The following is a 15,216-nucleotide window of genomic DNA, read 5'->3' as shown; positions in this document are numbered from 1 at the left end:
GGAGTACCAGAAACGCGACATGTCGCACAAACGAAAAAGCCCCGGGAATAATCCCAGGGCTTTCGAAGATGGCGCACTCGGCGGGATTCGAACCCACGACCCCTGCCTTCGGAGGGCAGTACTCTATCCAGCTGAGCTACGAGTGCAACGCGCACGCATGATACCCATCTGTTTCGGTTGCGTCCATCGCCTTGATCTGTGGCTGTTTTTCCCCGGGGTGATCCTGTGGCAGCGCGCTAGCCATTCATAGCGCAATCAGTTCAGGCCGCAGCCCTTCGACCCGGCGCGCCGGTTGCCGCAGACTTTACCGACCCCGTCGAAGCTGACCAGCGGCGGAGTGACGTCGGCCTGGTTGGCGGCGGGCTGTCTCACACATCATCGAGGTCAACGAGGCGGGGGGATGTACTCGACTTCTGGGGCCTGAACCAGATCCTCGACCCGTACCGTGGCGACCTGCCGTTGGGTGACACCGCTGGGGTGGGTGCCGGGCGCAACTGGGCGCACGTCAATGCCATCGATTACGACGCAGATGGCCACAGCATCATCGTTTCAGCACGCCATCAAGGGGTGGTGAAGATTGGCCGCGACAAGGCGGTGAAGTGGATCCTCGCCTCGCCCCAAGGCTGGCCGCAGCGGCTGCGGGACAAGGTGCTGACGCCGGTTGAAAGCGAGGGCTTTGACTGGTCGTGGACCCAGCACACGGCCTGGCTGGCCGTGTTCGACAACGGCTGGGGGCGTGACTTTGCCCCGACCAAACTGACCGGCAGCTACAGCCGCGCGGTGGAATACAAGGTCGACGAGGCCAAGGTGGGGTATCGGGCGTTGGTGATCGACTTGGCCACGGCGTTTTGAGGTTTGATCGTTTTGTGATCAGGGGGGTGTGGCTTTCGGGCGCTTGCCTTGGGTTTTGAGGTGGGGCGCAAATCGAGCGCCGCGCGGGCGGCGCTCGATCTCACAGGCACTGAAAATCTCACGCCAAACACCCCCCTTTCACATTTCTCCCCGCCCGATCGTCTACCCTGTAGCGGCCGTTCTGCGGGCGATTTCAGATGGGCTGTTCAACCATTCGTTCTTTTTTTCGAACAGCCTATTGTCCTACACCCCAGCAGCCGCTTAGCATTCGTTTGAGATTTCAAACGCTCGATGCCCTGCTTTGGGCGCTTTTCAACAATCAACAATTCGGGAAGCCGACATGCAGCTCAAAGACGCTCAGTTGTTCCGCCAGCAAGCCTATATCAATGGTGAGTGGCTGGATGCGGACAATGGCCAGACCATCAAGGTGACCAACCCGGCCACCGGCGAAGTCATCGGTACCGTGCCGAAGATGGGCACCGCGGAAACCCGCCGCGCCATCGAAGCCGCCGACAAGGCCCTGCCGGCCTGGCGTGCCCTGACCGCCAAAGAGCGTTCGGCCAAGCTGCGTCGCTGGTTCGAACTGATGATCGAGAACCAGGATGACCTGGCTCGCCTGATGACCACCGAGCAAGGCAAGCCACTGGCCGAAGCCAAGGGCGAAATCGCCTACGCGGCCTCGTTCATCGAGTGGTTCGCCGAAGAAGCCAAGCGCGTCTACGGTGACACCATCCCGGGCCATCAGCCCGACAAGCGCCTGATCGTCATCAAGCAGCCAATCGGCGTTACCGCGGCCATTACCCCGTGGAACTTCCCGGCGGCGATGATCACCCGTAAAGCCGGCCCGGCCCTGGCCGCTGGCTGCACCATGGTGCTCAAGCCTGCTTCGCAGACCCCGTACTCCGCCCTGGCCCTGGTCGAGCTGGCTCACCGTGCCGGTATTCCGGCTGGCGTGCTGAGCGTCGTCACCGGCAGCGCTGGCGAAGTCGGCGGCGAGCTGACCGGCAACTCCCTGGTACGCAAACTGTCCTTCACCGGCTCGACCGAAATCGGTCGCCAGCTGATGCAAGAATGCGCCAAGGACATCAAGAAGGTTTCCCTGGAGCTGGGCGGCAACGCCCCGTTTATCGTGTTCGACGACGCCGACCTGGACAAGGCCGTCGAGGGCGCGATCATCTCCAAGTACCGTAACAACGGCCAGACCTGCGTCTGCGCCAACCGTATCTACGTGCAGGACGGCGTCTACGACGCGTTCGCCGAGAAGCTGGCCGCCGCAGTGGCCAAGCTGAAGATCGGTAACGGTCTGGAAGACGGCACCACCACCGGCCCGCTGATCGACGGCAAGGCTGTCGCCAAGGTCCAGGAGCACATCGAAGACGCGGTCTCCAAAGGCGCCAAGGTGCTGGCCGGTGGCAAGCTGATCGAAGGCAACTTCTTCGAGCCGACCATTCTGGTCAACGTGCCGAAGACTGCTGCTGTCGCCAAGGAAGAGACCTTCGGCCCGTTGGCGCCGCTGTTCCGCTTCCAGGACGAAGCCGAAGTCATCGCCATGTCCAACGACACCGAGTTCGGCCTGGCTTCGTACTTCTACGCCCGTGACATGAGCCGTGTGTTCCGTGTTGCCGAGGCCCTGGAATACGGCATGGTCGGCATCAACACCGGCCTGATCTCCAACGAAGTCGCGCCGTTCGGCGGCATCAAGGCTTCGGGCCTGGGCCGCGAAGGTTCCAAATACGGTATCGAGGACTACCTCGAAATCAAATACCTGTGCATCAGCGTCTGATCACCGGTTAAAAGGCTTCACCTCTGCCAGCGGGGCGCGAGAGCGACGTCTCGCTGGCCTTTTTTACATGCAGTACCTGGTGGCCAGGGCGTTCACGGCAGTCGATCAACGAATACTGTGCGCGAGCACTCCCAGCCACCCCCGAATAAAAGCGCCATTCCGATCGGCGCAATGAGGGCATTATGAGCAAGACCAACGAATCCTTGATGCAACGCCGTGTAGCTGCCGTCCCACGTGGCGTCGGCCAAATTCACCCGATCTTCGTTGATACCGCGAAGAACTCGACCGTGATCGACGTTGAAGGCCGCGAACTGATCGACTTCGCCGGCGGCATCGCTGTACTGAACACCGGCCACCTGCACCCGAAAGTGGTTGCAGCTGTGCAAGAACAGCTGACCAAAGTCAGCCACACCTGCTTCCAGGTGCTGGCCTACGAACCCTACGTAGAGCTGTGCGAGAAGATCAACAAGCTGGTCCCAGGCAACTTCGACAAGAAGACCCTGCTGGTCACCACCGGCTCCGAAGCCGTTGAAAACGCCGTCAAGATCGCCCGTGCCGCCACTGGCCGTGCTGGCGTGATCGCCTTCACCGGCGCTTACCACGGCCGTACCATGATGACCCTGGGCCTGACCGGCAAGGTCGTGCCGTACTCCGCTGGCATGGGCCTGATGCCAGGCGGCATCTTCCGCGCACTGTTCCCGAACGAACTGCACGGTGTGAGCGTCGACGACGCCATCGCTTCGGTCGAGCGCATCTTCAAGAACGATGCCGAGCCTAAGGACATCGCCGCGATCATCCTGGAGCCTGTTCAGGGTGAAGGTGGCTTCCTGCCGGCGCCGAAAGAGCTGATGCAGCGCCTGCGCGCCCTGTGCGACCAGCACGGCATCTTGCTGATCGCCGACGAAGTGCAGACTGGCGCTGGCCGTACTGGCACCTTCTTCGCCATGGAGCAGATGGGCGTCGCGCCTGACCTGACCACCTTCGCCAAGTCGATCGCTGGCGGCTTCCCGCTGGCCGGTGTGTGCGGCAAGGCCGAATACATGGACGCCATCGCCCCAGGTGGCCTGGGCGGCACTTACGCCGGTTCGCCGATCGCTTGCGCCGCGGCCCTGGCCGTGATCCAAGTGTTCGAAGAAGAGAAACTGCTGGACCGCAGCAAGGCCGTTGGCGAGCACCTGGTTGCCGGCCTGCGCAAGATCCAGGACAAAAACCCGATCATCGGTGACATCCGTGGTATGGGCTCGATGATTGCTGTCGAAGTCTTCGAGAAAGGTACTCACACCCCGAATGCCGCTGCTGTTGGCCAAGTAGTTGCCAAGGCACGTGACAAGGGTCTGATCCTGCTGTCGTGCGGCACCTACGGCAACGTCCTGCGTATCCTGGTCCCGCTGACCGCCGAAGACGCGCTGCTGGACAAAGGCCTGGCCATCATCGAAGAGTGCTTCGCTGAACTGGCCTAATGTGACGCGCTTCTGAAAAAACCCGCTTCGGCGGGTTTTTTTTGTGCCCAGAAAACCTGAGGGGCGCTATGGTTGACGCAGGACTTGCCGAGGAAGCTGCGACGGATTGCGTGCCAGGGATATTCAGGAGTTGGCCATGAGCGCTGTAGACCCCACCCCACCTTGCGTATTGATAGTCGAAGGCGACCCGTGGGTGCGTGACATGCTCAAGGAGATGCTGCTCAGCGTGCGCTGCGACGCCCGGCTGCAGGTCTGCGCCGACGGCTCGCAGGCACTGACCGCGCTATCGAGCAAGCCCGACCTGATCATCGCTGCGCGTGAGCTGGCCGGCGTCGATGGCCTCGACCTGCTGCGCAAGGTGCGCGCCAAGGGCCCTGGGTTGCCGTTCATTCTGATGAGCAACCGCAGCGACAGCGCCAGCGTGCGCGAGGCGTTGCCGTTGCACCCCACGGCTTATCTGAGCAAGCCACTGAACCTGGAAAACCTGCGCAAGCGCCTTGAAGAGCTGCTGCTGGCCGTGGGTGAGGAAATCGCCTGCCCGGTGCCGCACTTGCAGCCGGGTGCCAGCCTGCCTGGTTACCTGGAACAGCGCCGCGCTACCGCCGATGGTGGGCCGCTGCTGGCCGATGTGCAGGTGGCGATCAAGCGGGCGCTGAACCCCCAGGGCCTGAACCTGAAGGTGCTCGAAGAGGAAGTGCGCAACGACCCGCAGGTCACGGCGGTGCTGATCGCCGCCGCCAACAGCGCTGCCCTGCACCGCGATGCGCCCGTGCAGACCCTGCTACAGGCGTTGAACAAGCTTGGCAGTACCCAGAGCATGAACCTGATCCTGGGCATGACGCTCAAGCGCAGCGCACGGCTGAGTGACCCGCTGCTGGCGCAGCATGCGGCCCACTACTGGAACCTCTCGCTGCACTGTGCCGAATACGGTCGCAGCCTGGCGCGCATGCTCGAACTGGACGAAGGGCGTTGCTACTGCGCGGGGCTGCTGCACTGCCTGGGTGACCTGGCGGTGTTGCGTTGCCTGCAGGAGTGGCGCCTGGCCGGTGGGGAGCTGGACGAGGGCAGGGTGCAGCAGTCACTGGATGAATACGGCGCAGCGTTTGGTTCGGCATTGCGCACGCGCTGGCGCTTGCCACTGGCGCTGCGCGAATTGATCGCGGCGGTTTACCAACTGGGCGGTGGCGTGTATTCGCGGGAGATCCTGGCGATGAACCTGGCCGGGCAATTGTCGCGGCTGCCGGCGGGTCATGGGTTGGAGTCGGTTGCCAGTAACAAGACTGCGCGGCTGCTGAAGATCGGCTTGCCGGAGCTGAGCCGGTTGCGCAAGGTGGAAAACCCTGAGGTGAAGCCGCAGGGTGAAGAATCACCTGCGGACGAAAATGGGGCGGGTGAGGGCGGTTAAGTGCTTGTCTTGGGCTTGGGGGTGCCGCGAACATCGAGCGCCGCCCTGAAAAAACCAAGCCAGGCACCCAGCGGCCCTAAGTACAATCTCCAGGCATCCACACCCCCCCAAATTTCACCTAACTACCCCCGTACGATCTGGTTCTTCCCCTGGCGTTTGGCCCGGTACATCGCCGCATCGGCGCGGGCGAACAGGCTGTCCAGGGACTCGTCCTCGTCGCTCAACGCCGTCAGCCCCTGGCTCACGGTCACACCATATTCGTGATCGCCATGGCTGAAGCTCAGCCGTTGGATCTCGCGTTGCAAACGCTCGGCAATCTGCTCTGCCACCTGCGCATTGCAGCCAGGGAACACTGCCGCAAACTCCTCGCCACCAATACGCCCGAACTGGTCGCCCCGGCGTAGCACGGCTTTGCCGCTGTCAGCGATGCGTTGCAGTACCTGGTCGCCTTCCTGGTGGCCGTAACTGTCATTGACCTGCTTGAAGTCGTCGATGTCCAGCAGCAGGAATGCCAGGGGCGTGCCGTCCTCGCGGGCGCTGTCGAACGCCTGTTGGGCGCATTCGAAGAAGTGCCGGCGGTTGCTGCTTTGGGTCAGCACGTCGGTGGTGGCCAGGCGATGCAGTTCGCCTTCAAGCTGCTTCTTCTCGGTGATGTCCTCGGCGATGCCGACAACGATCACCCGCTGCTCGCCCTCGCGCTGCTCGTTGATGTAGCACTTGTCGCTCAGCCAGCGCACCTGGCCTTCGGCATTGAGGATGCGGTACTCGCGGTCTTCCACCGAACCTTTGAGCAGCACCTGGGCCAGGCTGCGCTCGGCGTATTCGAGGTCGTCGGGGTAGATGCTGTCGCGCCACTCGTTGTAGTCGGCCAGCACCAGGCTGGCCGGGCGGCCAAAGATGCGTTCGTAGGCAGGGCTGACGTACAGCACCTGGCGGGCTTCCCAGTCGAACGCCCAAAGCACGGCGTTGACGCTGTCGAGCAATGAACTGAACAGCTGTTCGCGCTCACTCAGGCGCGCGACTTCGCCTTGGGCGTGAAGCAAGGCCAGCAAGGTTTGGGCGGCTTCTGGAGGTGGGGTGCCGGGCAGGGATGTTGGGAGTTTTTTGGCCATGTGCACGGAGCGAGTCTCGACAAGGAAGCGTGCGGCCAGCATCAGGCCCGCCACGCGGGCGATGTGCCGGGTTGGAGTCGAAACCAGAGGGGGAAGTTCCGAGCGGCACGCCCTGCCTGAAGAGCGTGCCGATCAACGGCCTTCAGGCGCCAGTCGGGCGCAGGGAGTAGGTCTTGAGCTGTGCGGCGAAGTCGTGCAGGGCGTGAATACCGCTGGCTTCGGCCTCGTGCACCCAGTCCTTCATGGCGGCGAGCATGTCGTGGCCATTTGCGCTGGTGCGCGCCCAGATTTGCTGCAAGGCCAGGCGCTTTTCGTAGATGACCTTGAGCGCCTGGCTGTGTGCGAGCAGCGACTCGATGCGTACGTGGTGGCGGTCTTCCAGCAGGCTAGTCTCGCGCGACAGCAGGCGCTTGGCGCGGCGGAAGCGGTGGCGTACCGACGCATCGACCTTGGCCAGTTCCTGCTGGACCAGCGGGCCGATCACCAGCTTGCGGTACTGGGCCATGATCTGGAAGCGGTTGTTGAGGATGGCCATGGCGGTGTCCATGTCCAGGTTGGCCTTGCCTTCTACCCGGTGGGCGATCGGTGCCACGCGCTGCACCTTGGCCAGGCGCAACATGCAGAACAGGCGGATCCAGGCCCAGCCCATGTCGAACTCCCAGCGCTTGACCGAGAGCTTGGCCGAGTTGGGGTAGGTGTGGTGGTTGTTGTGCAGCTCTTCGCCACCGATGACGATGCCCCACGGCACCAGGTTGGTGGCAGCGTCACGGCATTCGAAATTGCGGTAGCCCACCGCATGGCCAAGGCCGTTGACCACACCGGCAGCCCAGAACGGAATCCACATCATCTGCACCGCCCAGACGGTGATGCCGAGGGTGCCGAACAGCAGCAGGTCGATCACTGCCAGCAGGGCAATGCCGCCCAGCTTGTAGCGCGAGTAGAGGTTGCGCTCGATCCAGTCGTCCGGGCAGTTCTTGCCGTAGATGCGCAAGGTTTCGGGGTTGCGCGCCTCTTCGCGGTAGAGTTCGGCGCCTTTGCGCAGGACCGTGCTCAAGCCCTTGTGTACCGGGCTGTGCGGGTCGTCCGGGGTTTCGCACTTGGCGTGGTGCTTGCGGTGGACGGCGGTCCAATCGCGGGTGTTCTGCGCCGTGGTCAGCCACAGCCAGAAGCGGAAGAAGTGCTTGAGCGCGCCATTGAGCTCCAAGGCCCGGTGCGCGGAGTAGCGATGCAGGTAAACCGTGACGCTGACGATGGTCACATGGGTCATCAGCAGTGTGATGCCGACCAGTTGCCAGGCCGACAAGTCGAGCAGGCCGTTGTACCACATAGGTGTTAAAACCCTCGAGAACACAGGGGAAGGGCATGATTATCCCTTGGCAGGGAAATAAAACCAGTCACCCATTCAGATAGGACGTCACGACATGTTTCAACCTTTATAATGCCTGATCTTCGTTCAAGGGCCACTCCCCCCGACATGTCTGTTTCCGTTCGCGACGCCTTGCGCATGGCAGCGCTCTACGTGGTGCTGTCGATCCTCTGGCTGGTGCTGGCCCAAGTGCTGCTGCAGGGGATGACTGACGACCCGCTGGCGCTGACCGTGGGGCAGCAGATCAATGTGGTTATCTGGGTGATGTTCAGCGCGGTGCTGATCTTCGTTTCGCGCGCGCGGCTGCTGAATTTCATCGGCATCGGCGTGCGTCTGCGCGGCGAGGACCGCGAGCGGCTGCGCATGGCGGCGGCGGTGTTCGACAGTACCCTCGAAGGCGTACTGGTGACCGACCGCCAAGGCTTGATCGTGCACGTCAATCGCGCCTTCATGCGCATCACCGGCTACCAGCAGGACGAGGTCGTTGGCCAGCGCCCGAACAAGTTCAAGTCGGGCCGCCATGGCGTGGCGTTCTATCAGCAGATCTTCGCCACCCTGGCCGAGAAGGGCGAGTGGAGCGGCGAGATCTGGAACCGCCGCAAAAGTGGCGAGATCTACCCGCAATGGCAAACCATCCGTGCCATACACGATGACGCCGGCGAGCTGAGCCATTACGTGGCGGTGTTCAGCGACATCAGCGCGATCAAGCATACCGAGCAAGAGCTGGCCTACCTGGCGCATCACGACCCGCTGACCGGCCTGCCCAACCGCTTGCTGTTCACCGACCGCGTCGAACAGGCACTGGTCACGGCGCAAGCCAACAAGCGCGGTTGCGGCTTGCTGCTGCTCGACCTGGACCATTTCCAGAGCATCAACGACGGGCTTGGCCACACCATTGGCGACCAGTTGCTCAAGCTGGTGGGCGAGCGCCTGGGTGAGGTGGTGGGCAGCGGTGTGACCCTGGCGCGCCTGGGCGGCGACGAGTTCGGTGTGCTGGCCGAGAACTGCCAGCAGGTCGGCCAGGCCGGCAAGCTGGCGCAGCGCATCATCGAGCGTATGCGCGAGCCGTTCGTGTTTGATGGGCATCGCCTGTTCATCAGTGTCAGCGTGGGCATCGGCCTGTTCCCCAGCGATGCCTTGAGCGCCGAGCAGCTGCTGCGTAACGCCGACTCGGCGTTGTTCAAGGCCAAGAGCAGCGGGCGCGCCTGCTATGCGCTGTACACCGAGGAGCTGACCGCGCACGCCCAGCACCGGGTGGAAACCGCCGGGGAGCTGCGCCGGGCGCTGGAGCAGGACGAACTGCGGGCGTACTTCCAGCCGGTGCACGACCTGGCCACGGCGAAGCGGGTTGGGGTCGAGACGCTGGTACGCTGGCAGCATCCGCAACGCGGCCTGGTGCCCCCGAGCGAATTCATCCCGATCGCCGAGCGCACCGGGCTGATTGCCGAGATCGACGCCTGGGTGCTGCGCCAGGCGTGTCGGCAGATGGTGCAGTGGCAGCGTGAAGGCCGGCAAATGGCCTTTGTGGCGGTGAATATCTCAAGCCGCCTGTTTGGCCAGCACGCGCTGTATCGGCAGGTGGCCGAGGTGTTGCACGAAACCGGCCTTGACCCGGCGTTGCTCGAACTGGAAGTGACCGAAAGCGCAGTGATGGAAGACCCGGAAGTGGCGCTGGAGCAACTGCATCGCTTGCGTGAGCTGGGGGTCACCTTGGCTATCGACGATTTCGGTACAGGCTATTCGTCGCTGCTGCGGCTCAAGCGCTTGCCGGTGCAGAAGTTGAAGATCGACCAGGGTTTTGTCGCCGGGTTGCCGCATGACGACGATGACATTGCGATTGTGCGGGTGATCATCGCCCTGGCCCGCAGCATGGGCATGCAGGTGCATGCCGAGGGCATCGAGCAGCAGGAACAGGCCAGCTTTTTGCTGCAGGAACAGTGTCAGTTGGGGCAGGGGTACTGGTTTGGGCGGCCGGTGCCGGCTGGGGATTTGGATTGGGAGTGAGGTGGTGCCCGTATGATCTTGGGGCCGCACAGCGGCCCCCAAATGGCTCACCGCTTGTTCAACCCCTTCGCCAACCGATCCCCACCCAGCTGAATCACCGCCACCAGCGCGACCAGCATGGCAATCACGGTCAGCATGATCTGGCTGTCAAAGCGCTGGTACCCATAGCGATAGGCAATATCCCCCAGCCCACCGGCGCCAATCGCCCCGGCCATGGCCGACGAGTTGATCAAAGTCACCAGGGTGATGGTGAACCCGCCGACGATGCCCGGCAGCGCTTCGGGCAACAGCACATGCCAGACGATGTGCCAGCGCCGGCAGCCCATGGCTTGCGCGGCTTCGACCAAGCCATGGTCGACTTCGCGCAAGCTCACTTCGGCAATGCGTGCAAAGAAGGGTGTGGCGGCGATGGTCAGCGGTACCACGGCCGCCCACACGCCGTAGGTAGTACCGACCAGCAGGCGGGTGAAGGGTATCAGCGCGACCATCAGGATCAGAAACGGGATCGAGCGGAACAGGTTGACGAACGCGCCCAACACCCGGTTAAGCAGGCGCGCCTCGAATATCCCGCCTTTGTCGCTGGTGACCAGCAGCACCGCCATCGGTACCCCGACCAACAGGGCGATCAGCGAAGACACGCCGACCATCAGCAGGGTATCGAGCAAGCCTTCAAGCAGGCGATCAAACCACATGGCCCAATACCTCCACGTCTTCGGCCCAACGGCGGGCGCGCGCCAGCAACTGGTGGGTTTCGTGTGGCGAGTGCTGCACCGACAGGATCAACTGCCCGAGCGCATGCTCACCGATGGTTTCAACACCCCCTTGCAGCAGGCGTACACGCCCGCCCAGGTCGTTGAACAGGGCCGATAGCTCCGGCTCGCCGAGCAGGGTCAGCTTGAGTACCACGGCGCTGTCGCGGCTCACCGGGCTGGCTTTGAGGCTGGCCTGCAAGCTAGCCGGCAGCTTGGCCTGCAACGGCGCGAGCAAGGTGCGGGTCACCTCGTGACGTGGCGCCCCGAATACCCGCCAGACCTCGCCCTGTTCGACCACTTCGCCACGCTCCAGTACTACCACGCGGTGGCAGATATCGCGGATCACCGCCATCTCATGGGTGATCAGTACGATGGTCAGGCCCAGGCGCTGGTTGATGTCGCGCAGCAGCTCCAGGATCGAGGCCGTGGTTTCGGGGTCCAGTGCCGATGTGGCCTCGTCGCACAAGAGGATCTCGGGGTCGTGCACCAGTGCCCGGGCAATACCGACCCGCTGTTTCTGCCCGCCGGAAAGCTGCGCCGGGTAGACCTGGTGCTTTTCCTGCAGGCCAACCAGCTCCAGCAGTTCGCGGACCTTGCGTTGGCGTTCGGCCTTGGGCACCCCGGCCACCTTCAGCGGCAGCTCGACGTTCTGCCACACGGTCTTGGCCGACATCAGGTTGAAGTGCTGAAAGATCATGCCGATGCGACGGCGCAGCGTGACCAGGCGGTCCTCGTCCAATGGCGCGATGTCCACCTGGTCGATCAGCACGCGGCCTTGGCTGGGCTGCTCCAGGCGGTTGATGGTACGCAGCAGCGATGACTTGCCGGCGCCGCTGCGGCCGATGATGCCGAAGATCTCACCCCGGCGAATGTTCAGGTCGATGCCGTGCAAGGCGGGCTGCGCCTGGCCAGGGTAGGTCTTGCCCAGGCCGATGAAGCGCACATGGGCTTCATTGACGTCGGGGCGCAGGGCCTGTTCCTTGGCCGTTGGCGGCAATGGTTGTGGTGTCGGCGCCCTGAGTGCGCTGGCCTGGCTCATGTCAGCCCTCCCAACCGGCCTGGTAGAGGTTGCCGTGGGCTTTGTTCAACGCCGCGCGCACGGCGGGCGAGTGCTGGTAGATGTCGACGAACTTGGCCAGGCGGGGGTCGTCCTTGTTTTGCGGACGGATGACGAACTGGATCACGTACTCCTTGTTTTCCAGGCCGTCGAACAGCAGCGCCGAGGTGGCGTCGAAGGTGTTGGCCAGGCGGATGTAGGCCGGGTAGCCCTGGACCAGGTCGGCGTCGTCATAGGCGCGCACCAGTTGCACCGCCTCGACCTGCAGAATCTTCAGTTTCTTGGGGTTGGCGACGATGTCGTCCTCGGTAGCCTTGTAGCCGACCCCCGGCTTGAGCGTGATCAGCCCGGCCTTGGCCAGCAGCTGCAGGCCACGGCCGCTGTTGATCGGGTCGTTGGCGATGGCCACGCTGGCGCCTTCGGGAAGCTCGGCGAAGCTTTTGTATCGCTTGGCGTACAAGCCGACGTTGTTGATGATGCCCGGCGCGTAAGGCACCAGGTTGAAGCCTGCGGCGGCCTTGGCGTTTTCCAGGAACGGGATGTGCTGGAAGTAGTTCACGTCGATGTCGCCGCTGTTGAGGCTGACATTGGGTGCGATCCAGTCGCTGAACTCGATCAGCTTCACCTCCAGGCCCTGCTTGTGAGCCTCTTCCACGGCGGCTTCCAGTGGGATGGCGAAGGCTGAGGTGGTGCCGATCTTCAAGGGCTCGGCGGCGATCGCGCTGGCGTACAGGCCGAGGGTGAAGGCCATGGCCGCGACGGGCCGGAACAGTTTCTCAAGCATGGTGCAAGGCTCCAGTCGGGGCAGGGGTTGGGGTGAAGCGGTAGGCCGAGCCGGGGTGGCTGGCGGGCAGGTGCGGGTGGTCGGTGTCGAACAGCTTCGCGCGCAGGGTGCCTTCGGCGTAGGCGGTCTTGTAACGGCCACGCTGTTGCAGTTGCGGGATGACCAGGTCGATGAAGTCTTCAAAGCTTTCCGGGGTGACGGTGCGGGTCAGGTTGAAGCCGTCCAGCCCGGTTTCGTCGAGCCAGGCGATCAACGCATCGGCGACCTGCTCGGGTGTGCCGACCAAGGTCACGTAGCGGCCGCCCAGGGCGTGTTGCTCAAGCAGACGGCGGCGGGTCCAGGCGTTTTCCTGCAGCTGGCGGGTGGCCGACTGAATGGCGTTGCCCTTGCTGAAACCGATCGGCTCGTCCAGCCCAAAGGCCGCAAAATCGATGCCGGTGGAGGCGGCGAAGTGCGCAACGCCAGCCTCTGGGCTGGCATGACGCAGGTACTCGGCATGCTTGGCCTGGGCCTGTTGCTCGGTGGCGGCGACGATCACCGTGATGCCCATGAACACCTTGATGGCCTGCGGGTCGCGGCCGGCTGCCTGGGCGGCGGCGCGTACCTTGTCGACCTGGGCGCGGGTGGCGGTTTTGTCCTGGCCGCTGATGAACACGCATTCGGCATGGTTGCCGGCGAACGCCAGGCCACGCGTGGAGCTGCCCGCCTGGAACAGCACCGGTGTGCGCTGCGGTGACGGCTCGCTCAGGTGGTAGCCCTCGACGTTGTAGAACTCGCCGTGGTGGCTGACCTTGCGCACCTTGTCGGGCTGGGCGTAGATGCGCTGCTCGCGGTCGGCGACCACGGCATCGTCGGCCCAGCTACCTTCGAGCAGTTTGTACAGCACCTGCAGGTATTCGTCGGCCTGGTCGTAGCGGCGGTCGTGCTCGGGTTGCTGCGCCAGTCCCACGGCGCGGGCAGCGCTGTCGAGGTAGCCGGTGACGATGTTCCAGCCGACCCGGCCATTACTCAGGTGGTCGAGGGTGGAGAGGCGGCGGGCGAACAGGTAGGGCGCTTCGTACGTGAGGTTGGCGGTAAGGCCGAAGCCCAGGTGGCGGGTGACTGCGGCCATGGCCGAAACCAGCAGCAAGGGGTCGTTGACCGGCAGCTGGATCGACTCCTTGAGGGTCACCTCCAGCGACTGGCCATAAATATCGTAGGTGCCGACGATGTCGGCGATGAACAGCCCGTCAAACAGCCCCCGTTCCAGCAGGCGGGCCAGGTCGGTCCAGTACGCGAGGGTCTTGTACTGGGTCGAGGTGTCCCGCGGGTGGGTCCACAGGCCATGGTTGATATGCCCGATGCAGTTCATGTTGAAGGCATTGAGCAGCATCTGCTTGGCCATCAGATGGTCCCCCGGCGCGGCGGGTTTTCGTTGTTGAGGTAGTAGTTGCCGATGGCGTGGTACTTCCAGCGCACCGGGTCGTGCAGGGTGTGCACCCGGGCGTTGCGCCAGTGGCGGTCGAGGTTGTGCTCGGCCAGGGTGGCCTGGCTGCCGGCCAGTTCGAACAGCGTGGTACCGGCGGCGAGGGAGATTTCGGTGCTGATGGCGCGTGCTTCGGCCACGGCGATGGAGGCGGCGGCGACGTTGTCGGCGCTGCTGTCCTGCTGGGCGCGGTCGAGGTATTCGCCCGCGCGTTCCAGCAGGGCTTCGGTGGCGTGCAGGCGGATTGCGAGCTGGCCGAAGCTTTTCAGGGTCAGTGGGTCTTCGCTGGCCTTGTCCAGGCCCGAGTCGACCCAGGGGCGGCTGCGGGTGCGCACGAAGTGCAGGGCATCCTCGTAGGCGGCGCGGGCGATGCCGGTGTCGATGGCAGCGTGGAGGATCTGTGCCAGTGGGCCGACCGGGGTCGGGCGTTCGAAGGCGCTCTGGAACGGCACGACGTCTTCGGTGCGCACCCACACGTTGTCGAATACCACCGAGCCACTGCCGGTGGTGCGCTGGCCAAAACCGCTCCAGTCGTCGATCACCTGCAGGCCCTGGCTGTCGGCGGGGACGAAGGCCAGTTGCTGCACGCCGTCTTCGTCGATCACCGAGGTGGGGATGCGCTGGGCGTAAAGGGCGCCGGTGGCGTAGAACTTGCGGCCATTGATACGAAAGCCGTCGCCATCTCGGGTCAGGCGGGTGGTGCGGTCGTTGGCGGTTTTCGTGCCCAGCTCGGCCAAGGCATTGCCGAAGCGCCGGCCCGCCAGCACTTCGGCGTACAGGCGCTGTTGCTGCTCGGGGCTGCCGTTTACGCGCAGCACTTCCAGGGCGTAGAAATGGTTTTGCGGTATTTGCCCGAGCGAGGCGTCGGCCTGGGCAATGCGGGCGATGACCTTGGCCAGGGTAACGTTGGAGACACCGGCGCCGCCGAAGACCTTGGGTACGCTGATGGCCCACAGGCCAGAGCGGGTGAACAGGTCGAGCTCGGCGAGGGGCAGGCGGCGCTCGCGGTCGCGCAGGGCGCTGTCGCGGCGCAGTTGCTGGGCGATGTCTTCGGCGATGGCCAGGGCTTGGGTGTCGTGGGTGATGATGTTTGTGGTCATGGTGTTTCTCCGGGGCCTTTGGGGCCGCTTCGCGGCCCTTTCGCGACGCAAGGCCGCTCCTACAGGGATCGGGGGC

11 protein-coding genes, 1 tRNA gene and 1 pseudogene are annotated in these 15,216 nt (G+C 63.9%); 5 read left to right on the top strand and 8 right to left on the bottom strand.

From position 1 onward, the window contains the following. Positions 1-69: 69 nt before the first annotated feature. A tRNA-Arg gene (locus HU766_RS21725) sits at positions 70-146 on the bottom strand. A 225-nt stretch (positions 147-371) separates the two neighbouring features. On the opposite strand from HU766_RS21725, the pseudogene HU766_RS21720 reads away from it, so the two are divergent. The 4 genes and pseudogenes from HU766_RS21720 to HU766_RS21705 form a co-directional block, all read left to right on the top strand. After that, positions 372-852, top strand: a pseudogene (locus HU766_RS21720) (aryl-sulfate sulfotransferase); the annotation flags it as partial. Between the two features lie 340 nt (positions 853-1,192). Beyond that, a complete protein-coding gene (gabD, locus tag HU766_RS21715; protein WP_186660500.1) occupies positions 1,193-2,635 on the top strand; it encodes an NADP-dependent succinate-semialdehyde dehydrogenase in 1,443 nt (480 codons plus the stop codon). A 182-nt stretch (positions 2,636-2,817) separates the two neighbouring features. Continuing rightward, a complete protein-coding gene (gabT, locus tag HU766_RS21710; protein ID WP_033703273.1) occupies positions 2,818-4,095 on the top strand; it encodes a 4-aminobutyrate--2-oxoglutarate transaminase in 1,278 nt (425 codons plus the stop codon). A gap of 136 nt (positions 4,096-4,231) precedes the next feature. Further along, positions 4,232-5,500, top strand: a complete 1,269-nt coding sequence (locus HU766_RS21705) for a response regulator (RefSeq protein WP_186660498.1) — start codon at positions 4,232-4,234, stop codon at positions 5,498-5,500. A gap of 122 nt (positions 5,501-5,622) precedes the next feature. On the opposite strand, the gene HU766_RS21700 is transcribed toward HU766_RS21705, so the two are convergent. Both HU766_RS21700 and desA read right to left on the bottom strand, forming a co-directional pair. After that, the gene (locus HU766_RS21700) at positions 5,623-6,654 is read right to left on the bottom strand and encodes a sensor domain-containing diguanylate cyclase (protein ID WP_186660496.1); all 1,032 of its coding nucleotides are present in this window, start codon (positions 6,652-6,654) and stop codon (positions 5,623-5,625) included. Between the two features lie 100 nt (positions 6,655-6,754). After that, entirely contained in the window at positions 6,755-7,939 is a 1,185-nt protein-coding gene (desA, locus tag HU766_RS21695) for a delta-9 fatty acid desaturase DesA (RefSeq protein ID WP_186660494.1), read from the bottom strand. Positions 7,940-8,086: 147 nt separating this feature from the next. Here desA and dibA point away from each other — a divergent pair, with 147 nt between their 5' ends. Then, entirely contained in the window at positions 8,087-9,982 is a 1,896-nt protein-coding gene (gene dibA / locus HU766_RS21690; RefSeq protein ID WP_186660492.1) for a phosphodiesterase DibA, read from the top strand. 47 nt (positions 9,983-10,029) lie between these two features. Here the strand turns inward: dibA and HU766_RS21685 are convergent, their stop codons facing one another. Genes HU766_RS21685 through HU766_RS21665 form a run of 5 tightly spaced genes read right to left on the bottom strand, consistent with a single transcriptional unit; the run spans position 10,030 to position 15,140 of the window. Continuing rightward, on the bottom strand, positions 10,030-10,674 hold the full coding sequence (locus HU766_RS21685; RefSeq protein WP_033703266.1) for a methionine ABC transporter permease: 645 nt from the start codon (positions 10,672-10,674) through the stop codon (positions 10,030-10,032). After that, positions 10,664-11,773 (bottom strand): ATP-binding cassette domain-containing protein, encoded by a 1,110-nt coding sequence (locus HU766_RS21680; RefSeq protein ID WP_186660482.1) that lies wholly within the window; start codon positions 11,771-11,773, stop codon positions 10,664-10,666. Before HU766_RS21680 ends, HU766_RS21685 begins: the two co-directional genes overlap by 11 nt. Position 11,774: 1 nt before the next feature. After that, entirely contained in the window at positions 11,775-12,575 is an 801-nt protein-coding gene (locus tag HU766_RS21675) for a MetQ/NlpA family ABC transporter substrate-binding protein (protein ID WP_186660471.1), read from the bottom strand. Further along, positions 12,568-13,959 (bottom strand): LLM class flavin-dependent oxidoreductase, encoded by a 1,392-nt coding sequence (locus HU766_RS21670; protein ID WP_186660469.1) that lies wholly within the window; start codon positions 13,957-13,959, stop codon positions 12,568-12,570. The genes HU766_RS21675 and HU766_RS21670 overlap by 8 nt, the downstream gene beginning before the upstream one ends. Further along, positions 13,959-15,140 carry an SfnB family sulfur acquisition oxidoreductase gene (locus HU766_RS21665; RefSeq protein ID WP_186660465.1) on the bottom strand — a complete coding sequence of 394 codons (1,182 nt, stop codon included), beginning with the start codon at positions 15,138-15,140 and terminating at the stop codon, positions 13,959-13,961. The genes HU766_RS21670 and HU766_RS21665 overlap by 1 nt, the downstream gene beginning before the upstream one ends. Positions 15,141-15,216 lie beyond the last annotated feature (76 nt).

The organism is Pseudomonas sp. SWRI77 (assembly GCF_014269105.1).
GTDB lineage: Bacteria > Pseudomonadota > Gammaproteobacteria > Pseudomonadales > Pseudomonadaceae > Aquipseudomonas > Aquipseudomonas capeferrum.
Note: the sequence above shows the minus strand (reverse complement) of the source record. Positions and strands in the feature narration are given on the sequence as shown.